The sequence below is a fragment of the Synechococcus sp. CCY 9618 genome (assembly GCF_019038415.1).
Lineage (GTDB): Bacteria > Cyanobacteriota > Cyanobacteriia > PCC-6307 > Cyanobiaceae > Cyanobium.
In genome coordinates this window covers 107027-128403 of record NZ_JAFKRG010000034.1, presented here as the reverse complement: position 1 = coordinate 128403, position 21377 = coordinate 107027, and the positions used below count along the sequence as shown (strand labels likewise).

General features: G+C 67.9%; 21 protein-coding genes. 6 read left to right on the top strand and 15 right to left on the bottom strand.

All coding sequences use genetic code 11. The features are described from left to right. Positions 1-9: 9 nt before the first annotated feature. The 7 genes from KUG41_RS08120 to glpX all read right to left on the bottom strand — a co-directional run bounded on the left by KUG41_RS08120 (position 10) and on the right by glpX (position 6987). Complete coding sequence (locus tag KUG41_RS08120; protein ID WP_216902947.1) at positions 10-417, bottom strand: hypothetical protein; 408 nt, start codon at positions 415-417, stop codon at positions 10-12. Beyond that, positions 404-958: a CIA30 family protein gene (locus KUG41_RS08115; protein ID WP_216902945.1), complete on the bottom strand. Its 555-nt coding sequence runs from the start codon at positions 956-958 to the stop codon at positions 404-406. Before KUG41_RS08115 ends, KUG41_RS08120 begins: the two co-directional genes overlap by 14 nt. A 4-nt stretch (positions 959-962) precedes the next feature. Further along, positions 963-1703 carry a 6-phosphogluconolactonase gene (gene pgl, locus KUG41_RS08110; RefSeq protein ID WP_216902943.1) on the bottom strand — a complete coding sequence of 247 codons (741 nt, stop codon included), beginning with the start codon at positions 1701-1703 and terminating at the stop codon, positions 963-965. Further along, a complete protein-coding gene (gene gndA, locus KUG41_RS08105; RefSeq protein ID WP_216902941.1) occupies positions 1691-3109 on the bottom strand; it encodes an NADP-dependent phosphogluconate dehydrogenase in 1419 nt (472 codons plus the stop codon). The genes pgl and gndA overlap by 13 nt, the downstream gene beginning before the upstream one ends. Positions 3110-3222: 113 nt before the next feature. Beyond that, positions 3223-4518, bottom strand: coding sequence for a glucose-1-phosphate adenylyltransferase (locus KUG41_RS08100; RefSeq protein WP_216902939.1), 1296 nt, complete (start codon positions 4516-4518; stop codon positions 3223-3225). A 119-nt stretch (positions 4519-4637) separates the two neighbouring features. Beyond that, positions 4638-5948: a glutamyl-tRNA reductase gene (locus KUG41_RS08095; protein WP_216902937.1), complete on the bottom strand. Its 1311-nt coding sequence runs from the start codon at positions 5946-5948 to the stop codon at positions 4638-4640. Positions 5949-5982: 34 nt separating this feature from the next. Further along, positions 5983-6987, bottom strand: coding sequence for a class II fructose-bisphosphatase (glpX, locus tag KUG41_RS08090; RefSeq protein ID WP_216902935.1), 1005 nt, complete (start codon positions 6985-6987; stop codon positions 5983-5985). 192 nt (positions 6988-7179) lie between these two features. Between glpX and rpe the strand changes: the two genes are divergently transcribed. Both rpe and KUG41_RS08080 read left to right on the top strand, forming a co-directional pair. Beyond that, entirely contained in the window at positions 7180-7863 is a 684-nt protein-coding gene (gene rpe / locus KUG41_RS08085; protein ID WP_216902933.1) for a ribulose-phosphate 3-epimerase, read from the top strand. 414 nt (positions 7864-8277) lie between these two features. Beyond that, positions 8278-8610, top strand: coding sequence for a hypothetical protein (locus KUG41_RS08080; RefSeq protein WP_216902931.1), 333 nt, complete (start codon positions 8278-8280; stop codon positions 8608-8610). On the opposite strand, the gene ccsB is transcribed toward KUG41_RS08080, so the two are convergent. The 7 genes from ccsB to KUG41_RS08045 form a co-directional block, all read right to left on the bottom strand. Beyond that, entirely contained in the window at positions 8586-9497 is a 912-nt protein-coding gene (ccsB, locus tag KUG41_RS08075; RefSeq protein ID WP_216902929.1) for a c-type cytochrome biogenesis protein CcsB, read from the bottom strand. The two genes, KUG41_RS08080 and ccsB, sit on opposite strands and share 25 nt — an antisense overlap. Before the next feature lie 55 nt (positions 9498-9552). Then, a complete protein-coding gene (locus KUG41_RS08070; protein WP_254217005.1) occupies positions 9553-10713 on the bottom strand; it encodes an LptF/LptG family permease in 1161 nt (386 codons plus the stop codon). A 56-nt stretch (positions 10714-10769) separates the two neighbouring features. Beyond that, positions 10770-11498 carry an LPS export ABC transporter ATP-binding protein gene (lptB, locus tag KUG41_RS08065; protein WP_216902925.1) on the bottom strand — a complete coding sequence of 243 codons (729 nt, stop codon included), beginning with the start codon at positions 11496-11498 and terminating at the stop codon, positions 10770-10772. Then, positions 11495-11980 carry an LptA/OstA family protein gene (locus KUG41_RS08060; RefSeq protein ID WP_254216969.1) on the bottom strand — a complete coding sequence of 162 codons (486 nt, stop codon included), beginning with the start codon at positions 11978-11980 and terminating at the stop codon, positions 11495-11497. Before KUG41_RS08060 ends, lptB begins: the two co-directional genes overlap by 4 nt. Before the next feature lie 29 nt (positions 11981-12009). Next, on the bottom strand, positions 12010-12429 hold the full coding sequence (locus tag KUG41_RS08055; protein WP_216902921.1) for a DUF309 domain-containing protein: 420 nt from the start codon (positions 12427-12429) through the stop codon (positions 12010-12012). Then, complete coding sequence (gene typA / locus KUG41_RS08050; protein WP_216902919.1) at positions 12426-14234, bottom strand: translational GTPase TypA; 1809 nt, start codon at positions 14232-14234, stop codon at positions 12426-12428. Before typA ends, KUG41_RS08055 begins: the two co-directional genes overlap by 4 nt. Before the next feature lie 299 nt (positions 14235-14533). Beyond that, the gene (locus KUG41_RS08045) at positions 14534-15259 is read right to left on the bottom strand and encodes a M15 family metallopeptidase (RefSeq protein ID WP_216902917.1); all 726 of its coding nucleotides are present in this window, start codon (positions 15257-15259) and stop codon (positions 14534-14536) included. Between the two features lie 127 nt (positions 15260-15386). On the opposite strand from KUG41_RS08045, the gene chlP reads away from it, so the two are divergent. Further along, complete coding sequence (chlP, locus tag KUG41_RS08040; protein ID WP_216902915.1) at positions 15387-16775, top strand: geranylgeranyl reductase; 1389 nt, start codon at positions 15387-15389, stop codon at positions 16773-16775. 25 nt (positions 16776-16800) lie between these two features. Here the strand turns inward: chlP and KUG41_RS08035 are convergent, their stop codons facing one another. After that, a complete protein-coding gene (locus tag KUG41_RS08035) occupies positions 16801-18096 on the bottom strand; it encodes a hemolysin family protein (RefSeq protein WP_371734085.1) in 1296 nt (431 codons plus the stop codon). Positions 18097-18381: 285 nt separating this feature from the next. Between KUG41_RS08035 and KUG41_RS08030 the strand changes: the two genes are divergently transcribed. Genes KUG41_RS08030 through KUG41_RS08020 form a run of 3 tightly spaced genes read left to right on the top strand, consistent with a single transcriptional unit; the run spans position 18382 to position 21373 of the window. Continuing rightward, positions 18382-19116: a methyltransferase domain-containing protein gene (locus KUG41_RS08030; RefSeq protein ID WP_216902911.1), complete on the top strand. Its 735-nt coding sequence runs from the start codon at positions 18382-18384 to the stop codon at positions 19114-19116. Then, positions 19113-20267 (top strand): NAD(P)/FAD-dependent oxidoreductase, encoded by a 1155-nt coding sequence (locus tag KUG41_RS08025; protein ID WP_216902909.1) that lies wholly within the window; start codon positions 19113-19115, stop codon positions 20265-20267. Before KUG41_RS08030 ends, KUG41_RS08025 begins: the two co-directional genes overlap by 4 nt. Beyond that, positions 20258-21373 carry a type III polyketide synthase gene (locus tag KUG41_RS08020; RefSeq protein ID WP_216902907.1) on the top strand — a complete coding sequence of 372 codons (1116 nt, stop codon included), beginning with the start codon at positions 20258-20260 and terminating at the stop codon, positions 21371-21373. Before KUG41_RS08025 ends, KUG41_RS08020 begins: the two co-directional genes overlap by 10 nt. The last annotated feature ends 4 nt before the right edge of the window (positions 21374-21377 follow it).

Below are 21377 nucleotides of genomic sequence, written 5' to 3'. Positions count from 1 at the left end.
ATCGGGCCCTCAGCCCTGATCGGGTTGCAGCAGGGCCTTCAGCCGGCGCGCCAGGGCCTCCAGCGGCAGGCCCTCCGGAGGACAGACGCTGCGCTGCCCGGTGGCCGCCTCCATCCAGACGGGATGGCTGCCATGCCAGAGCAGGGGACGCTCCCCGTCATCCCGCCAGCTCAGGGTCAGGTTCAGGGCGTCCCCGCTGCGATAGATCTCCAGGTCCAGGTCCTCCTGGGGAATCCGTTCACCTTCGGGGGTGCGGGCCTCGAGCCGAAGGCAGAGATCCAGGCGCTGCAGGTCCGGAGCCTCAGGGTCAGCCACCACGGCATGGCGCAGGGGCCTGCGGCAGAGATCGGCGGCGGACGCCACCAGCCGGCTCAGGTCGGTGTTGGCACTGCCGATGGGGGACTCAGGGCACGGCATGGATCGCCATCAGCTCCAGGATCAGGGGGCCGGCCCGGAACCCTGGGTTGGCGGATCCATCATCGCCGAATCTGGAGTGCAGGATCTGCAGTCGGGTGATGCGCCCGGGGTCGAAGCGCAGGGGCAGGCCGAGGGGCAGGGCCTCGATGGGCCTGGCCCGGATGGAGGCGCGCAGATGGTCGAAGGGAATCCTCACCCGGCAGGGAGCGTCGGCGGCGGTGGCGAAGTTGGCCACCCAGCGCACCCCGCCCGGGATCAGCTCGGTGAGGCCAGCCACTCCGTCGGCACAGGCCACCGCCAGCTTGTAATCACGACCATCCCCCTGCAGATCCAGCTCGAAGGCCGCCTGGCCGGAGAGATCCAGGGGCGGGGAGAACACCGGCGAGCGACAGCTCACGAAGCCGCCGCCGGCTTCCACCACCTCGCCCTCCAGGCGCAGGCCCCGGCTGCTGACGCTGCAACTGCCACTGCTGCGGCCTCCCATCACCGTGTCGTTGAGGGCGTGCCAGCCGCTGAATCCGTCCCCGGCGACCACCTGCATGACGTCAGGCGTCGGGGAGATCGGCGGCGGCGGCGGCATCGGCCAGGATCACCACCTCGCCGGCGGGTCGCACCAGCCGGGCCGGTGTGCGCATGGCGGGCTCGGCGGGATCAAGCAGGCGAGCCAGAGCCTGATTCTTGCCGGCGCCGCTGACCAGAAAGATCACCCGGCGGGCAGCCGAGAGCACCGGGGCGGTGAGGGTGATGCGCGGCAGACCCTTGCCTGCGCCGATGGTGACGCTGCGGTCGCTCACCCCGGGGGCCGCCGTGCCGGGGAAGAGGGAGGCGGTGTGGCCGTCATCGCCGAGACCGAGCAGGACCACGTCGAAGCGGGGCAGGGGGCCCGGGCACAGGGCGGCCAGCTCGGCGGCGTAGGCCTCGGCACTGGCCTCAGGCGTGGGGCGATCGGTGGGCACCGGATGGAAGCGGGCCCGACTGGCCGGTGTCTGGGCCAGCAGGGTTTCACGCAGCATGCGGGCGTTGCTGGAGGGGTCGTCGGCGGGCACCCAGCGCTCATCGCCCAGCAGCACATCCACCCGCTCCCAGGGCAGATGCTCGCCGCCGAGATGCCGGTAGGCCGCTCTGGGGGTTTCACCCCCAGCCAGGGCGATCTGGGCCCGATCCCGCTCGGCCAGGGCCAGGTCGATGCCGGCGGCCACCTGCTCGGCCGTCTGGCGGGCCAGATCTTCGGCGCTGGCCGCCACGATCAGGTGATAGCGGGTGGCGGGGTGCGTCAAGTGAGCCATTCGGTATGGAACGCCCCGGGGCGATCGGTGCGCTCGTAAGTATGGGAGCCGAAGCAGTCGCGCATGGCCTGCACCAGATTCTGGGGCAGGCGGCCGGTGCGATAGCTGTCGATGTAATCAAGCGTGCTGCTGAGGCAGGGCACGGGGATGCCCGCCAGGGCTGCCCCCGCCACCACCTGGCGCAGGCCGTCGATCCGCTGGTTGACCTGGGCGGCGAACCAGGGGTCCAGCATCAGATTGGCCAGGGAGGGATTCGCTGCGTAGGCGTCCTGGATCCGCTGCAGCAGCCGGGCCCGGATGATGCATCCCCCCTTCCAGATCTGGCCGATGGCGGAGAAATCCAGGTGGTAGTCGTGCAGCTTGGAGGCCTCCTGCAGCAGGGCCATCCCCTGGCCGTAGCTGGCGATGCAGGCCAGGATGCAGGCGTCGCGAAGGGGCTCCATGCCGGTGGCGGGCTCGCCCAGCGGAAAGCTGTGGGCGGCGGGCCCGGCCAGCACCGATTCGGCGGCCATCCGCTCGCTGCGCAGGGAGCTGAGCACCCGCGCGTTCAGGGCCGCATAGATGGTGGGCACAGGCACACCCATCTCCAGGGCGCTCACCACGGTCCAGAGCCCCGTGCCCTTCTGGCCCGCCGCATCCACGATCAGCTCCACCAGATCGCCGCCGCTCTCGGGATCCTTGGTGCGCAGGCACACCTCGGTGATCTCCACCAGGAAGGAGGCCAGCTCCTCGGTCTGGTTCCAGCCGCCCAGCACATCGGCCATGGCATCGCCATCCATGCCGCCGATGCGCTTCATCAGGTCATAGGCCTCGGCCAGGATCTGCTCGATGCCGTACTCGATGCCGTTGTGGACGGTCTTGACGAAGTGGCCGGCGCCGCCGGGGCCGATGTAGGTGACGCAGGGGCCATCCTCCACCTGGGCGGCCATCTTGCGCACCAGCCCCTCGATGGCGTCGTAGGCCGCCCGGGTGCCGCCGGGCATCATGCTCGGGCCCTCCAGGGCCCCCTTGGCGCCGCCGGAGACACCCATGCCGATGTAACCGAAGCTCTTGCTCTCCAGTTCCGCCACCCGCCGTTCGGTGTCGGTGTAGAGGGAGTTGCCGCCGTCGATCAGCAGGTCGCCTTCCTCCAGCAGAGGGGAAATGCTGGCGATGGTGGCGTCCACCGGATCGCCGGCCTTGACCATCATCAGGATGCGACGGGGTCGCTCCAGGGCCGCCACGAACTCCGCCAGGGTCGCCGCCCCGACGATGTCCTTGCCGGCACCTCGGCCGGCCAGGAACTCCTCGGTCTTGGCGTAGGTGCGGTTGTAGACGACGCTCGAGAACCCGTTCCTCTCTGCGTTGAGGACCAGATTTTCACCCATCACCCCCAGGCCGATGAGTCCGAAATGCGCCTTGCTCATGGGGCCGTTGTTCCGTTGGATCTCGTTGCCACTGTGGCCAGCGGTCGGCGGGCCGTCGGTCTCCGGTGGGGGGATGTCAGCAACTGCTGGCCCAGCCCCTCCCGGAGGAGGCCTCAGATGACGGTGCCGTCGGCGATGGTGCCGTTCTTCACCACCACCACGATGCCATTGCGGATGTAGAAGTTCAGCTCCGGCCGGTCGGCCTCCTCGACCCGGTCCTTGTTGACGATGGTGACGTCGCGGCCGATGCGCACGTTCTTGTCGAGGATGGCGCCCTTGACGGTGGTGCCCCGGCCCACCCCCATGGGAGTGCCGCCCCGCTCGCGCAGCACCAGCCGCTCCTCGGACGACTCGAAGAAGTCGGCCCCCATCACCAGGGTGTCCTGAAGCACCACCTCATCCTCGACGCGGGAGCGCACCCCGAGCACGCAGTGGTGGATGCTGCAGGCCTTGAGCAGGGACCCCTCGCCGATGATCGATCGGGTCACCTGGGCGTCCTGGAGTTTGCTGGGGGGAAGATAGCGGGGACGGGTGTAGATGGGAAACTTCTCGTCATAGAAGGAGAAGGCCGGGTTGGGCTGATCGGTGAGGGCCAGATTGGCCTCGTAGAACGCCCCGATCGTGCCGATGTCCTCCCAGTAGTCGTCGAAGAGATAGGTCTGCAGATTGTCACCTTCCACCAGAGAGGTGGGGATGATCTCCTTACCGAAATCAGTGGCCTCCAGATGGCTGGCCAGCAGGTTGAACAGGGTGCTGCGGTTGAAGACGTAGATGCCCATCGAGGCCAGGAAGGGCCGCTTGACGGCATCCTCTGCCGAGAGCCCCAGGGATTCGGTGTTCACCTTCATGGCCTCGAGCGCCGCCCCCTTGGGCTTCTCGCTGAATTCCAGAATGCGTCCTTCGGAGGTGGTGCGCATCAGGCCGAAACCCTCGGCCTGGGCGGCATCCACCGGCAGGGCACCCACCGAGAGATCGGCACCGGTGTCGATGTGGTGCTGCACGAATTTGCTGTAGTCCATGCGGTACAGCTGGTCGCCGGAGAGGATCAGGTAGTGGTCCACATCCCACTCCTGAAACAGCCACTGGTATTTGCGCACCGCATCGGCGGTGCCTTCGAACCAGCTGGGGCTGTCGGGGGTCTGCTGGGCGGCGAGCACCTCCACGAAGCCCTGGCCGAATCCGGCCGAGAGGTTGTAGCTCATCGTCAGGTGACGATTGAGTGAGGCGCTGTTGAACTGGGTCAGCACGTAGATCTTGTTGATCTCCGAGTTGATGCAGTTGCTGATGGGAATATCGATCAGGCGGTATTTACCGGCCAGGGGTACGGCGGGCTTGGCCCGCATCTTGGTGAGGGGGTAGAGGCGGGTGCCCGCCCCACCGCCCAGGATGATCGCCAGAACACGTTTCATCAGCCCACTCCTCCGTCCTTGGCAGGGCAGACCGTACTGGAGCGGGGTGGCGCAGGGCGAGAAGCGGCGGCACGTCGGTTCATGTTCCGTTGCGGGGGGTCGGGGTGGTTGCCGGGGGGTCAGTCGTCCGGGGGGTCGTCGTGAAGCTCGAACAGGTCCTGCAGCATCCGCATGGCGGCCAGGCGCTGCTGGCGGGGCTGGGGCGCCCGCAGCCGGGTGACGGGAGTGTGGAGGATCTTGTTGATGATCCCCTTGCTGAGGGCCTCCACGACCTTCCTCTCCCGGGCGGACAGGTCGGGGCCCATGCGGCTGAGGGCCTTCTGGAGCTCCTGCTCGCGGATGTCCTCCAGCTGCAGCCGCAGGCGGTTGACCAGGGGGACCGCCTCGAGGCCATCCCACCACTCGAGAAACAGGCGTGACTCCTCGGCCAGCAACCCCTCGGCCTCGGCGGCCATCTCCCGCCGGGCCTCCTGGTTGCGGGCCACCACTTCCTGCAGGTCGTCGACATCGAAGCTGTCGACCCCCTGAAGATCCGCCGCATCGGCACTGATGTTGCGCGGAACCCCGATGTCGATGAGCATCAGGCTGGAACGGCGGTTGAGCCCCGCCAACCGCCGGGCGGTGATGATCGGCTCCTCGGCGCCGGTGCTGGTGAACACCAGCGAGCAGGTGCTCAGGCAGTGGTCCAGGTCGTCCAGGGGACGGCACTGCACCGGCAGGGCGGGGAAATCGGCCGCCAGGGCCTCGGCGCGGGCCACGGTGCGGTTGAGCAGCACCACCCCGCGGCAGCCCTTGGCCTGCAGGTGCTGCAGCAGCAGCCGGGCCATGCGCCCGGCCCCCACCACGGCCACCTGCTCCTGGTCCAGGGGCACCAGTTCATCGGTGCCGCGGGCCTGGCCCACCTTGAGCTGGGCCAGTTCAACGGCCGCCGAGCTGATCGAGACCGCACCGGTGCCGAGATTGGTTTCGGTGCGCACCCGCTTGCCGGTGCTCACCGCCTGGTTGAGCAGGCGATTGAGGATCGGACCGACCGAGCGGTGTTCCTGACCCAGGCGCACCATCTTCTTCACCTGGGAGAGGATCTGGCCCTCTCCCAGCACCAGGCTGTCGAGCCCGGCAGCCACCCGCAGCAGGTGGCCCACCGCCTCCTCGTGGTGGAAGGTGAACAGATGGGGGCTGAGCTCCTCCACCGCCAGACCGGACTGGTGGCTGAGGAAATCGCCGATGGCGGAGATACCCCGTTCCGGGTGGCGCAGGAGGGTGTAGATCTCCAGCCGGTTGCAGGTGCTCAGGATCGAGGCCTCGATCACCTGCTCATCCGAGCGCAGCCGCTGGAGGGAGTCCTCCATGGTCTGCTCGGGGATGCTCAGGCGCTCGCGGATTTCCACCGGAGCCGTGCGATGGCTGAGACCGACGACGGCGATGTGCATGGAGACGGGCTCCGAGGTCCTGACTCTGGTGGGCTCAGCGAAGGGCGATGCTCTGGGCGCCTTCCTTGATATGCACCGTATCGGTGAAGCGGGCGCTGCGGTCGAGGGAGCTGATGATCAGGCTGCTGGTGCGGGTGCAGTCGCGCTCGAACACCACGCCCTTGAACAGCAGGCCCGGAGTGATGCCGCTGCCCGCGAAGACCACGTTCTCCCCGGAGGCCAGCTCCTCCGCCTCGTACACCTTGTCGACATCGGTGATGCCCATCTCGTTGAGCCGGGCGATGTTGCCTTCCTTGGTGTAGTCGGCCCACTCGCTGGTCTGGGCGATGGCGGGGTCGTAGACCAGCTGACCCTGGAAATGGCCGCCCAGGCAGCGCAGGGCCGCCGCGGAGATCACCCCCTCGGGAGCGGCGCCGATCCCCATCAGGCAGTGGGTGCCGGTGCCGGCGAAGCCGCAGGCGATGGCGGCCTGGACGTCGCCGTCACTGATCGGCTTGACCCGGGCGCCGGTGGCACGGATCTCGGCGATCAGGCTCTTGTGGCGGGCCCGGTCCATCACCACAATCACCAGGTCGCTGGCGGGCATGCCCAGGCACTCACTGAGGATGGCGATGTTTTCGGTGGCGCTTTTGCGGATGTCCACCTTGCCCTTGGCCGCCGGCGGGGCCGCCAGCTTCTTCATGTAGAAATCGGGGGCATAGAACAGCCCACCCCGGTCACTGGCGGCCAGCACGGCCATCGAGCCGTCCTGGGCATTGGCGCAGAGGTTGGTGCCTTCGCAGGGGTCCACGGCGAAATCCACGCCGGGGCCGGTGCCGCTGCCCACCTCCTCACCGATGTAGAGCATGGGGGCCTCGTCCCGCTCCCCTTCCCCGATCACGATCCGCCCCTGCATGGCGATGCTCCCCATCCGGTGCCGCATCGCCTCAACGGCCGCCGCGTCGGCTTCGTCCTTCTTGCCGAGCCCGGTGAGGCGGGCGGAGGCGATGGCGGCCTGCTCGACGACTTCGAGCAGTTCCTGGATGAGAGTGCGATCCACAACGGTCCGGCAGGGGAAGGGGCCTCAACGAGGGGCCGGCACGCCGGAGGCGGACCGCAGGCGAAGCGGGGGAAGTTCCAGCCGCTGCAAGGCCTCTCGGAATTGAAGCGGGGTCATCGTATCAGCGCGCCCGGGAAGCCCCGGAAGGCCGCTCCTTACAATTATTTGACTCTTCCGCAGCGGTGGCCGTCCATGAGCACCAAGCCCCTGGTGATCTCCCCGTCGATCCTCTCCGCCGACTTCTCCCGCCTCGGGGACGACGTGCGCGCCGTGGATGCGGCGGGGGCCGACTGGATCCATGTGGACGTGATGGACGGTCGCTTCGTGCCCAACATCACCATCGGCCCGCTGATCGTCGAGGCCCTGCGGCCGGTGACGGCCAAGCCCCTCGACGTGCACCTGATGATCGTCGAGCCCGAGAGGTACGTGGCCGACTTCGCCAAGGCCGGTGCGGACATCATCAGCGTCCAGGTGGAGGCCTGCCCCCACCTGCACCGCAACCTCAGCCAGATCAAGGATCTCGGCAAGATGGCCGGCGCCGTGCTCAACCCCAGCACCCCGCTGGACACGCTCGAGTACTGCCTGGAGCTCTGTGATCTGGTGCTGATCATGAGCGTCAACCCCGGGTTCGGCGGCCAGAGCTTCATCCCCTCCCAGGTGGAGAAGATCCGCCAGCTGCGGCGCCTGTGCGACGAGCGGGGCCTCGATCCCTGGATCGAGGTCGATGGCGGTGTCAAGGGCAGCAACGCCTGGCAGGTGATCGAGGCTGGGGCCAACGCCATCGTCAGCGGCTCCGGCGTCTTCGGCCATGCCGACTACGCCGAGGCGATCACCGGCATCCGCAACAGCCGGCGCCCCGAGCCTGCCCTGGTCTGAGGCCCGCAGTCGGCCCGCCTGCCATGAAGGCCTGTACCGAACTGTGACGTTTGATGGAACGGTCGCCCCCGTCCAGGTGGCGACTTTTTTTTGCTTTTTTACCTTTGCCGGAGTCCTGAAGGGAGGGAGCAAGGCCGTGGTCCAGAGGCTGCTTGTCGCCGTCCTGGGGGTGGTCGGCGACAGCCTCACTGACACGGGCAACGGCAAGATTCTGACCGAATCCTTTGGCCAGACGGTCGGGGTGCCCGCCGATTCCACCCCATTCCTGCCGCCACCGCCCTATGCCGCCGGGCGAGCCTCCAAGGGCCCTGTCGCGCCCGAAGCTCTCTGGCAGACCTTCACCCTCACTCCCCTGCTCCCGGGCCCTCGCTGGCGGGAGGCACCAACGACGCGTTCAACGGAGCCACCTCGGGGGTGGAGAACGTCAACGTCATCGCCATCCGCTCCCTCTTCCGACCCGATGGCTTCCGGTCAGCCGTCGCCCAGAAGGGAAATGCCTGCCAGCTCGACCAGTTCCTCTGCCAGGCTCCCGGCTTCGGTACCTCCAGTTCTCTGCTTCTGGTGTGGCTGGCCCCCAACGATCTCCTCTACTGGGCCAGCAGCTTCGGCATGACCCCGGGAAGCCTGTCCTTCCAGCCACCCGCCACGTTGTGGCCCCTGCTGGCGGGGGTGGCGGAATACGCCTGCTCCAGGCGGCTGAGCGGCGGCCCCGGGCTTGGAGATCAGCTGCCCAGGAACCAGCCATAGCTGTGCAGGCCGATGCCGAGAAGATTCACGCCGATGTAGCAGACGGCGATCACCACCAGACCCGCTGACGCCAGCAGAGCCGGACGCCGGCCCTGCCAGCCGCGGATCAGGCGCGTGTGCAGGTAAGCCGCGTACACCAGCCAGCAGATCAGGGCCCAGGTCTCCTTTGGATCCCAGCTCCACCAGCTGCCCCAGGCCTCGTTGGCCCAGACCGCCCCGCTCACCAGACCCACCGAGAGGAGCAGGAATCCCACCGTGATCGTGCGGTAGCTGAGGCTGTCGAGCTGTTCACTGATGCGGAAGCTGCTGCTGCTCAGGGCCATCGCACCGGGCCCGTCGCTGGCCAGGCGAGCCTGGCGGAAGCCGCCGCTGCCGATGGAGCTGCTGCGCAGCTCCAGATCCTGGTCGCGGTCGACGAACAGAACCGCCACCGACAGCAGCGATCCGACCAGCAGCGCCGCATAGCTGACCATGATCACGCTGACATGCATCACCAGCCAGCTGGAACGCAGGGCCGGCACCAGCGGCGAGGCTTCCTGGAGACGATCCGGCAGGGCGAAGCTGGCGAAGGCGACGCAGCCCAGACCCATGGGGGTGGCCGCTGCCGCCACCAGGGGATTGGGCCAGCTGCGCTCGACCAGGAGCTGGGTGAGGGTGCAGGCCCAGGCCAGGAAGCAGAGCGACTCGTAGAGGTTGCTGATCGGGAAGTGTCCCGACTGCCACCAGCGCAGCACCAGCTGGGCCGTGAGGCAGAGATTGGCCGAGGCCACCAGCATCCGCACCGCTGTGCTGCTGCGGCCACCACTGAGGGACCAGAAGGCAAGGGGCAGCACCAGCAGAAGCAGGGCGAAGGCGGCAAGGCCCAGACCGACGACCGGATCGTTCACCAGGCAGCGAAAGCGGAACCAGTCCACTCTGCCGTGTCGTGATCCCGGACGGGCCTCAGCGGCTGGCCTGGAGAAGCAACCAGAGCCCTCCCGCCAGGCCGATACCCACCGGCAGCCAGGCCGCCAGGAAGGGTGACACGGTTCCGGTGATCCCCAGGGAACTGAAGATGAAGGACATCAGGTAGTAGCCGAAGATCAGCAGGACGCTGATGCCGAATCCCTGGCTGCGGCTGGTGCGGGAGTTGGGGCGAACACCCAGGCTGCTGCCGATCAGTCCGAACACCAGGCAGATGGCCGGGAAGGCGAACTTCTCCTGGACCCGCACCCTCAAGCGCCGGGCCTCCTTCGTGTTGTTCGCTTCCAGCAGCAGTCGTTCGGCCGTGAGGGCCTGACCCACTGTCATTGTGCTGGCGTCCGTGGGGAGCTGGGCCACCTCGATCGGATCCCGGGTGAAGGGATAGAGGTAGCGATCGAACTTGGCCGAGGTGGTGGATCCGGTCTCTGTATCAATATTGGTGGTGCGGCCATTTCTGAATTCCCACATCCCTTCAGCTTCATTCCATTTGCCGATTTTTGCCGTCAACATTTGGCGATACTTGAATCGGGAAAAGTCAATGAGAGTCACATCCAACATGATGCCCTTCTCAAACTTCCTGGCGTAGAAGATATGGCTCAGCAGATAATCAGTGCTCCCATCACTGAGCTGCACATCACCAAAACGGGAGTAGAGGGTGTTATCGCTCTCTTCGGTGGCGATCGCCCGGCCCAGTTCACGCTGCAGGCTGATCGTGGCCGCAAGGTTCGCCCGCGGCACGATCACGTCGTTGAACACGAAGGTGAGCAGGGTCATCACCAGGGCCAGAGCCATGGCGGGCAGCACCATCCTGCGGGTGCTCACCCCGACGCTGCGCAGGGCGGTGAGTTCGCTGCTGCCCGACAGTCGGCTGTAGGCCAGCAGGGTGGCCATCAGGGTGGCCATCGGAAACGAGAGCACCAGGAAGGAGGGCAGGCGCAGCATCAGCACATTCACCGCCGCCAGCACCGGCAGACCGGATTCGGCGACCCGTCGCACCAGTTCGAACACCACCCCGACCGACAGCGACACGGCCGTGAAGGCGGCGATGCCGAACAGCAGGGGGCCGAGCAGTTCCTGGAGCAGCCAGCGGTCAAGCAGCGGCAGATCCCGCCAGCGGGGGGACCGCCGCCAGTGCCGCAGCCGCTCCGCGCTGGGCAGCTGCAACCAGGCGGGGCGCCGTTCCAGCAGGGCTCCGATCAAAGCTGGAAGCCCTCGCCGAGGTAGTGACGCCGCACCAGGGGGTCGTTGGCCACGGAGAGGGAGGATCCGGCGGCGAGGATCCTGCCCTCAGCAAGGATGTAGGCACGGTCGGTGATCGACAGGGTCTCCCTCACGTTGTGATCGGTGATCAGCAGCCCCATGCCACGACTGCGCAGGCTGTCGATCAGGGACTGGAGGTCGGCCACGGCCATGGGATCCACCCCGGCGAAGGGTTCATCCAGCAGCAGATAGCGGGGGCCGTGGTTGCCGACGGCCAGGGCCCTGGCCACCTCGCAGCGACGCCGTTCCCCGCCGGAGAGCTGGTAGCCGCGACGGTGCTGGAAGGAATCCAGATGAAAGTCGTGGATGAGCTCGTCGAGCCGCTGGCGGCGCAGGGAGCGATCGGAGCCGCTCTCCTGGAGGGCCAGCGTCAGGTTCTCGCGCACGGTCAGCTGGCGGAAGATGCTCGCCTCCTGGGGGAGATAACCGATGCCCAGCCTGGCTCGGCGGGGCATCGGCAGATGGGCCACGGATTCTCCGTCCAGCAGCACCTCGCCGCAGTCGGGCCTGAGCAGTCCCGTGACCAGGTTGAAGGTGGTGGTCTTGCCGGCGCCGTTGGGACCGAGCAGTCCCACCACCTCCCCGGGATGGAGATCCAGGCTCACGTCGCTCACCAGCGGACGGCCTGCGAGGGTGATGGCCACCCTCTCCAGTACCAGGCTCACGGCTTGCCGGCTGCAGGGGGAGCACTGCCCTGCTGCTGCAGACGGAATTTGCTGATCACCTGTTTGCCGGCGGGGGGTTCGGCCAGCATGCGCTCGCTGTCGAGTTGATAGACCAGCTTCTCGGCCCGCAGGCGCTGGCCGTCCTCGTCGATCACGTCGACGTCGCCGGTGAGCACCAGGCGCCCTTCTCTGCTGAAGTACTGGGCCTGGCGGGAGGTGGCCGTCATGCCCCGATCGGGGTAGACGATGCGCACGTTGCCCGTGGCGGTGACGATGCCGTTCTGGTTGTCGGCCTGCTGCAGATCGGACTCGATCGTGACCATGCCCGTGGGGACGGGCTTCGGCGCGGCCCCCTGGGCCTGGGCCTGGTCTTGTCCTGCAGGCGCCTGGGCAGCCACCGGAGGTGACGGGGCCAGCAGCAGGGCGGATCCGGTCAGCCCTGCGGCAAGGACAAACAGCAGTGGTCGGTTGGGCAGGGTCAAGGTGGGGAACGGAGAGGCCTTGAGTGTGCTCAATGTACCGGCGGCGTGTCGGCATCCCGCGCCAGTTCAAGGCGCGGCAGGCGGAGCTGGTCGAGATCACCTTGCTGCTGCAGGGCGTCCAGGCGAACCGCCGCCAGGGCCCGCAAGGGATCCAGGGCCAGGCCGAGGGCATCATCGCCGCAGCGGCGCAGGCGCCCCAGCCCTTCCCCCATCAGCACCGTGGCACCACGGCGGTTGCCCTTCTCCAGGTGGAGCTCGGCCACCGCGATCTGCAGAATGCCCTGCAGCACCGGGCGCATCGGACCCTGGGTCTCGTGCCAGAGCTCCTCGAAGCCGTCGTGACAGGCGTACCAGTCGCCAGCGTTGAACCGGTCGACCGCCTGCCACAGGCGCGGGTCGGCCTGCAGCAGGGTCTCCTCGTCGGCGCCGGGCCGTGCGGCGGGGCTCACCGCTTGGCGGGTTTCTTCACCGGCAGCTTGCGCAGCCGGATCGACTCAGGAGTGACCTCCAGCATCTCATCGGGGCCGATGTACTCCAGGGCCCTCTCCAGGGTCATCTGAATCGGCGACTGGAGCGTGTCCAGCACCTCGGCACCGGCCGAGCGGATGTTGGTCACCTGCTTGGCCTTGCAGACGTTGAGTTCCAGGTCGGGCGGCCGGTTGTGCTCGCCGACGATCATCCCCTTGTAGACCTTGGTGCCGGGGGTGATGAAGAACTGGCCCCGGTCCTCGGCCCCCTTGAGGGCGTAGAAGGTGGCGGTGCCCTCCTCGAAGGCGATCAGCACGCCGTTGCGGCGGGTATCGAAATCCCCCTGCATGGGGCGGTAGTCGAGGAAGGAGTGGCTCATGATCCCCTCCCCCCGGGAGGCGCGGATGAACTCACCGCGGAAGCCGATCAGCCCCCGGGAGGGCACCACGAACTCCAGCTGGGTGCGGCCGTCGCTGGTGGCTTCCATGTTCTGCATCTCGCCCTTGCGCATGCCGAGCTTCTCGATGCAGCTGCCCACCGCCTCCTCGGGCACATCCATCACCAGGGTCTCGAACGGCTCATGGGGGGTGCCGTCGATGGTGCGGAAGATCACCTGGGGCTGGGACACCTGGAACTCGAAGCCTTCCCGGCGCATGGTCTCGATCAGGATGCCCAGGTGCAGCTCACCCCGGCCGCAGACGGAGAAGCGGTCGGGAGAGTCGGTGTCCTCCACCCGCAGGGCCACGTTGGTGAGCAGCTCCCGCTGCAGGCGGTCACGCAGCTGGCGGCTGGTGACGAACTTGCCCTCCTTGCCGGCGAAGGGGGAATCGTTGACCACGAAGGTCATCTGCAGGGTGGGTTCATCCACCTTGATCAGGGGCAGGGCCTCGGGATGGTCGGGGCAGGCGATCGTCTCGCCGATGTTGACCTCGTCGAAACCGGCCACGGCCACCAGGTCGCCGGCCCGTGCCTCGGGGATCTCCACCCGCTGCAGGCCCTGGAAACCGAGCAGCTTGCTGATCCGGCCTCGCTTGATGCTGCCGTCGTCGCGGATCAGGGCGACGCTCTGGCCGCCGGTGATGGTGCCGTTGTGGACCCGGCCGATCATGATCCGGCCGAGAAAATCCGAGTAGTCGAGGGTGGTGACCTGCAGCTGCAGGGGCTTGGCCGGATCACCGACCGGCGGCGGCACGTGGCGCAGGATGGCGTCGAAGAGCGGCTTCATGTTGTCGCTCTCGGTGGCCATGTCGGGCTTGGCGTAGCCCCCCATGCCGCTGCCGAACAGATAGGTGAAGTCGCACTGGTCGTCGTCGGCGCCGAGCTCGATGAACAGATCCAGCACCTTGTCGACGGCCTGCTCGGGATCCACCCGGACCCGGTCGATCTTGTTGACGAAGACGATCGGCCTCAGCCCTTTCTCCAGGGCCTTCTTGAGCACGAAGCGGGTCTGGGGCATCGGGCCCTCGTTGGCGTCGACGATCAGCAGGCAGCCATCCACCATGCCCAGCACCCGCTCCACCTCACCACCGAAATCGGAGTGGCCGGGCGTGTCGACGATGTTGATGCGAATGCCGTTGTAATCGACGGCCGTGTTCTTGGAAAGGATCGTGATGCCCCGCTCCCTTTCCAGGTCGTTGGAATCGAGCACGCAGGTGGGCACCGCCTCACCTTCGCGGAAGATGCCGGACTGCTCGAGCAGGGCGTCCACCAGGGTGGTCTTGCCGTGGTCGACGTGGGCAATGATCGCGATATTGCGTATCGGGGCGCCTTTGATGTCGCCGCTCATGGGGATGTCGTCCTGCGATGGGGGGGAGAAGGGTTCGATGGAATCGAAACGACGGCGTTCGTCTGGTGGCAGATGAAGCGTTGGAAGCGACACAAGGAGGGTGTGGTTCGCTGCAAACGGGCCGGTGAAATCGAGCCAACCTGCGCTCTGACGCTCCGGCGGGGATCTTCTGGAGAAATAATCCCCTGCAAGGGCCCTGCCGCGCCGGCCCGAGGTGGACGTATGGCGAAACGTTGAAGCGATTCTTGATCCTACTCCCAGCCTCCTTCTCCCAGGAGGTGGGTCCCCGAACCCTGGCCTCAACGGTCCAGCCGCTGGGCCGGTTCGAACATCTCCAGGGCTTCGGTGGATCCCTCGAAACGCCAGTGCCAGGGCTCGTAGCTGACCCCCTGGCGGTTCCCCCTGGGGAAGGAGCGCACGAAGTGGAAGCGGGCGGCGTGGCGATCGAGCCAGCGATAGGCCTCGGTGTCTTCGAAGCTCTCCATCAGGTTGGTGGACGGCCGTCGGCCATCGCCCAGATCCACCGCGTAGCCGGTGCTGTGTTCCGAGAACCCGGGCGGGGCACTCACCCGGGCCCGGTCCACGGAGGTCTGGTTGCGTTCGGCCTTGACATCGAAGAACAGCTGCTGCTGGAGATCGCGACCGCGGTAGGCGCTCAGCACGGACAGGGCGATGCCATCAGCGTCCGCCGCCGCGCGCATGGCCTCCAGGGCACGGGCCGCCTCGGGCCGCAGTTGCAGCCCGGGAGCGATGCTGACCAGATCCGCCTGGTCGGTGTCGGGATAGGGGAAATGGCCCAGCAGCCGGCCGTCCGGGCCGAGCCGCGCCGCCAGGCCTGGCACCGGTGGGGGTGGGGCGATCAGGCTGCGGAGGGGCCCCAGAAGCAGCAGCACGCCCCCGCCGGCCAGCAGGGCGCTGGTGAGCAGGAGCCGTGCCAGCCGCTTCCGGAGTGAGGCTTGCCTGCGGGGGCGGGGCGTGGTGCGCCGGGCCAGAGGAATGTCATCACCGACGCCTGGGGCGGACACTCCCTGTGCTGCAAGCCGGCGGCGATCTTAGATGGGAGGCCCCATTTCATTGGACTTTCTCCCCGTCGGATGACCGCACGACGGTGTTAGTTTCCGTTCACATCCCAATGGCGGAGCAGGTTTCAAGATGTTGCGAGTGGCAGTCGTGGGCGGCGGCCCCAGCGGTTCCTGTGCTGCGGAAGTTCTCGCCAAGGCCGGCATCGAGACCTGGCTGTTCGAGCGCAAGCTTGACAACGCCAAACCCTGCGGCGGGGCGATCCCCCTCTGCATGGTGGAGGAATTCGATCTGCCCGAATCGATCATCGACCGCAAAGTGCGGAACATGCGGATGATTTCCCCTTCCAACCGGGAAGTGGACATCCATCTGGAGAACAGCAACGAGTACATCGGCATGTGCCGGCGCGAGGTGCTCGACGGCTTCCTGCGCAACCGGGCCGCCGAGCTCGGCACCCACCTGGTCAATGGCCTGGTGCAGAGCATCGACACCGGCAGCAACCGGCAGGGTCCCTACACCCTTCATTACGCCGACTACTCCTCGGGTGGGCCCACCGGCGAACTCAAGACCCTCGAGGTCGACCTGATCGTGGGCGCCGACGGGGCCAACAGCCGGGTGGCCAAGGCCATGGATGCCGGCGACTACAACGTCGCCATCGCCTTCCAGGAGCGGATCCGCCTGCCGGCCGAGGAGATGGCCTATTACGAGGATCTGGCCGAGATGTACGTCGGCACCGATGTCTCCCCTGATTTCTACGCCTGGGTCTTCCCCAAGTTCGACCACGTGGCCGTGGGAACCGGCACCATGCAGGCCAACCAGTCGTTGATCAAGGGACTGCAGAAGGGCATCCGGGAACGGGCCAGCCGCCGGCTGCTTCGCGGTGAGGTGATCAAGGTGGAAGCCCATCCGATTCCGGAACATCCCCGTCCCCGCCGGGTGGTGGGCCGCATGGCACTGGTGGGCGATGCCGCCGGCTATGTGACCAAAAGCTCCGGCGAGGGCATCTATTTCGCCGCCAAGAGCGGCCGCATGTGCGCCGAGGAGATCGTGGCGGCCAGCGCCGCCGGCACCCGCATCCCCACCGAGAAGAATCTCAAGGTCTACATCCGCAAGTGGGACCGCAAGTACGGCGCCACCTACAAGGTGCTCGAACTGCTGCAGAACATTTTCTACAGCAACGATGCGGCCCGGGAGGCCTTCGTCGAGATGTGCGACGACAAGGACGTGCAGCGCCTCACCTTTGACAGCTACCTCTACAAGCGGGTGGTGATGATGAACCCCTGGCAGCAGATCAAGCTGACGGTTCTCACCCTCGGCGCGGTGCTGCGGGGTCAGGCCCTGGCCCCGGCCGGCTACAGGCCGGTGCCCAGTGCCGTTCGCTCCGCCGAGGAGGCCGAGGCCATCCTGGCGGCCGATGCCCCCCGCTCCGCCATGAAGCCCGCGGGCGGGCGCCCCACCACCGCCGTGGATCCGGAACCGGGGCCAGAGTCCCTGCGGGAGCCGGTGCTGGCCAGCAAGTGATCGACTGACCCGTGGGGGGCCGGGTTCAGTCCGACCCTTCTCCCGAACTGGACCCAGACGGCAACCGGCTGACCAGGAGCTTGTCGATCCGCTTGCCGTCCATGTCGACGACCTCGATCCGCAGGTCTTCCCATACGAAATGTTCCCCGGCCCGGGGGATGCGCTCGAGGTGGTGCATCACGAAACCACCCAGGGTCTGATAGCCGCCCCGCAGCTCATCCGGAAGGCGAGTCCTGGCCACCAGGTCCTTGAAGTCGGCGATGTCGAGCGCGCCATCGAGGAGCCACGAGCCATCTTCACGCAGGATGATCATCGGGTCCTCCCTGTCTCTGGCGGAGGACAGATCGCCCACGATGGCCTCCATCATGTCGTTGAGAGTCACCAGGCCTTCGACGCCGCCGAATTCATCAGTGACCAGGGCGATGTGAATGCCCGAAGTCTTGAACTGCTCGATCACCGTGAGGGCCCGGGTGCTCTCCCCCACATAGAGAGGTGGTTGCAGAAAGGCCTCCACCTCCCGGGGACCGCCGCTGAGCTGGGCCGCCAGGAAGGTGCGTCCGCGCACCACCCCGACGCAGGCATCGAGACTGTCGCGGGCCACCGGAAAGAGGGAGTGGTTCACCGCCCTGACCTGATCCAGATGGGTCTGGGGGGACTCGGCCAGATCCAGCCAGCTGATCTCGGTGCGGGGCGTCATGATCGCTTTCACCGGACGATCAGCCAGCCGGAAGACCCGCTGCACCATGGCGTGCTCCTCCACGTCGAACAGACCCGACTCCGTACCCCGGCGCAGCAGGGCCTTGATCTCCTCCTCGGTGATGTCGGGCTCCTGACTCTCGACGATGCCCATCACCGAGAGCAGGCGATCGGTGGAGGAGCCCAGCAGATGGGCCAGGGGCGCCATCCAGCCCGAAAGGATCCGCATCGGGGGTGCCACGAAGCAGGCGATGCGCTCCGGGTCGCTGAGGGCGACGCGCTTCGGCACCAGTTCCCCGAGAACCAGGGACAGATAGGTGATCAGCGTGACGACGATTCCGAGGGACAGGGGCTCGGCCCAGGGCCGCAGCGGGGGCAGGGCCTCGAGCATCGGCCGCAGCGATCGGGCCACCGTGGCCCCACCCAGGGCCCCACTGAGGATGCCGATCAGGGTGATGCCGATCTGGACCGTCGAGAGAAAGTCATTGGGGGAACGGATCAGCTTCAGGGCCACGGAGGCTTTCTGGTCACCCTGCTCCGCCCGGTGCTCCAGACGAAGTTTCCGCGCCGACATCATGGCCAGTTCCGAACCGGAAAAAACACCGTTGATGAGAATCAACAGCACGATCAACAGACACTCAAGCAGCATTGATGACGCCAGGGAGGCCGTACAGACCACGTACGGATAGGAAGGCAAGATTAACAGGTAGTGGTGTATCTATCCGGTCAGATTCTTTGCCGTGGAGAAAGTGGCTGAATCGGGCAAACAGCAAGGCCCACTGCCGTTTGAGCTGTTCGCCTCGTCTTGGCGTCACAGCCTTCTGGTAAACGAATTAACCTGAAACTCACTCTTCTGCCATTCCCACACCTCCAGGTCGCTGCGGCGCCGTTGGCCCCATGAACTGACCCGATGCGCTTCCAACCCCTGGCCCAGCGGCACCGGCAAGCCGAAATGATGGATCAGCCCGGCATCGATCCGGTGGCCCATGCCGAGGCCCTGGCAGGGCTGCGACGCATCAATGCCATCAGCGGCGCGGTCGGATCGTTGTTCGGGCCGATCGATGTGCTGGCCAGGGAGCGGCACGGCCGGCCCCTGAGGGTTCTGGATCTGGCCTGCGGTGGTGGCGACAACACCATCGCCCTGGCCGGGAAGGCCCGCTCAGCAGGCCTGGCGGTGCAGGTCGACGGCTGCGACCTCAGCCCCACGGCGCTCTCCATCGCCTGCCGCCGTGCGGCCGAGCGCGATCTGAATGCCACCTTCTTCCAGGCCGATGTCCTCAAGGACCGGTTGCCCGAGAGCTACGACGTGATCCTGTGCTCCCTGTTCCTGCATCACCTCGACGAGGGAGCCGCCATCGATCTGCTGGGCCGCATGGCCCAGGCCAGCCGTTCCCTGGTGCTGGTCAACGACCTGATCCGCAGCCCCCTCGGCTACGGGCTGGCCTGGGTGGGCTGCCGTCTGCTGAGCCGGTCAGCGATCGTCCGGTTCGATGGGCCGGTCTCGGTGCAGGGAGCCTTTCGTCTGAACGAAGTGCGGGACCTGGCGGCCCGTGCCGGTCTGGAGGGCGCCCGGGTCCGCCGCAGCTGGCCCGAGCGGTACCTGCTGAGCTGGCACCAGCCGAACGGCACATCGGCCCACCGATGAATCCTCCGGAGTGGGACGTGATCGTGCTCGGGGCGGGGCCTGCCGGGGCCCTGGCCGCCCAGCAGCTGGCCCGCCACCGCCTGCGGGTGCTGCTGGTGGAGAAGCGCACGTTTCCCCGCTGGAAGGTCTGCGGCAGCTGCCTGAGCGGGGTCGGCCTCAGGGCGCTGGAGCAGGCGGGCCTCGGCGGGCTGGTCGCAGGGCTCGGGGGGGTGCCCCTCGCCAGGCTTCGGCTCGGCCTGGGGGGCCAGGGGGCGGAACTGGGACTGCCCATGGGCCTCTCCATCTCCCGGGCGCGCTTCGACCAGGCCCTCTGCGGGGCTGCGCAGGCCGCCGGCGCCGTGCTGCGGATGGACACCGAGGCCACCGTGACGGCCCCCTGCACCGGGGGCCGGCAGGTGCTGTTGCGCAGCGGCGACCACCACTGGAGCACCAGCGGCCGGGTGGTGCTGCTGGCCACAGGGCTTGGCAGCCCCGGCCTCGACCAGTCCCTGCCGATCCGGACGCGGATCCGCCCGGGCGCCAGGATCGGCGCCGGCTGCAGGATGGCCGGCGACAGCGGCGGCTACGCAGCGGGGACGATCCACATGGCCATCGGTCGCCACGGGTACGTGGGGCTGGTGCGGAACGAAACCGGCGACCTCAACCTGGCCGCCGCCTTCGACCGGGCCCATGTGATCGCCGCCGGGGGACCTGCCGCCGCCAGCGCCGGGGTTCTGGCGGACGCAGGCTTCGATCCCCTGCCGGAAGCGGAGGCAGCCTGCTGGCGCGCCACCCCGGCCCTCACCCGCCGCTGCACCCCGCCCTCGGCCGAGCGCCTGCTGCTGCTGGGGGATGCCGCCGGCTACGTGGAGCCCTTCACCGGCGAGGGCATGGGCTGGGGACTGGTGGGGGCACTGGCGGCGGTGCCCCTGGTGCTGCGCGGCCAGGAGGATTGGTCCGTGGCGATCGAGCGGGAATGGTCCCGCCGCCATGCCCGTCTGATCGGTTCCAGGCAGCGCCTCTGCCACGGCCTCGCCTTCGCCCTGAGGCGCCCCGGGCTGAGTCGCCGCCTGCTGGCGCTGGTGGCCCGCTGGCCGGCGCTGGCGGCGCCGCTGTTTCATCAGCTCGAAGGTGCAACCCTGGAACAGTTGAGCCTGGACCCATGGCCCTGACGATCCACGGCCTGGGCACGGCCCTGCCCCCCCATCGCATCGCCCAGGGAGAGGCCTCGGCTCTGGCTGCCGAGGTGGCCCTGCCGAACCAGGGCCGCTCCCCGACCCAGCTGCGGCTGCTGGAGACGCTCCACCGCCGCTCCGGCGTCGCCACGCGCCACAGCGTCCTGCTTGAGCCCGGCGGTCCGGACGGAGACAGCGACGCCGCCTGCCACCAGACCTTCTTCGGTCCCACCAGCCCCGGCACGGGTGAACGGATGCGGCGCTATGCCCGCGAAGCGGCCCCCCTGGCCCTGCGGGCCGTGCAGGCCGCCCTCGCCCAGGCCCGGCTGCCCCCCGAACGGATCACCCACCTGGTCACGGTCTCCTGCACGGGATTCCAGGCACCCGGGGTCGATCTCGCCCTGATGGCCGCCCTGCCCCTGGCCGCCGATGTGGCCCGCACCCACGTGGGTTTCATGGGGTGCCATGGGGCCCTCAACGGTCTGCGGGTGGCCGCCGGGTTCATCGGCGCCGATCCGCAGGCCTGCGTTCTGCTGTGCGCCGTCGAGCTCTGCAGCCTGCACCTCCAGTACGGCTGGGATGCCCAGCGGATCGTCGCCAATGCCCTGTTCGCCGACGGGGCCGCCGCCCTGGTGGCCTGTGGAGGGGAGAGGACGGTGGGGGGGCCAGGCCTTCCCCCGCTGGGGCGGTTGATCGCCAGTGGCTCCCTGGTCGTGCCCGCCAGCGCCGAGGCCATGTCGTGGGGCATCGAGGACCACGGCTTCGCCATGGACCTCTCGCCCCGGGTGCCGGAGCTGATCGGGGAGCATCTGCGGCCCTGGCTGGAGGCTTGGCTGGCCGGCCATGGCCTGGATCTGGCGGCGATCGGCAGCTGGGCGGTGCACCCCGGCGGGCCCCGCATCCTTTCGGCGGTGACGGACGCCCTCGGACTCGCCCCCACGCTGATCGAACCCTCCCGCTCGGTGCTCAGGGACTGCGGCAACATGTCCTCCCCGACGCTGCTGTTCATCCTCGAGCGACTGCGGCGTAGCGGGGCACCCGGCCCCTGCCTGGCCATGGCCTTCGGCCCCGGCCTGTGCGTGGAGGTGGCCCTGCTGCACTGAGGCA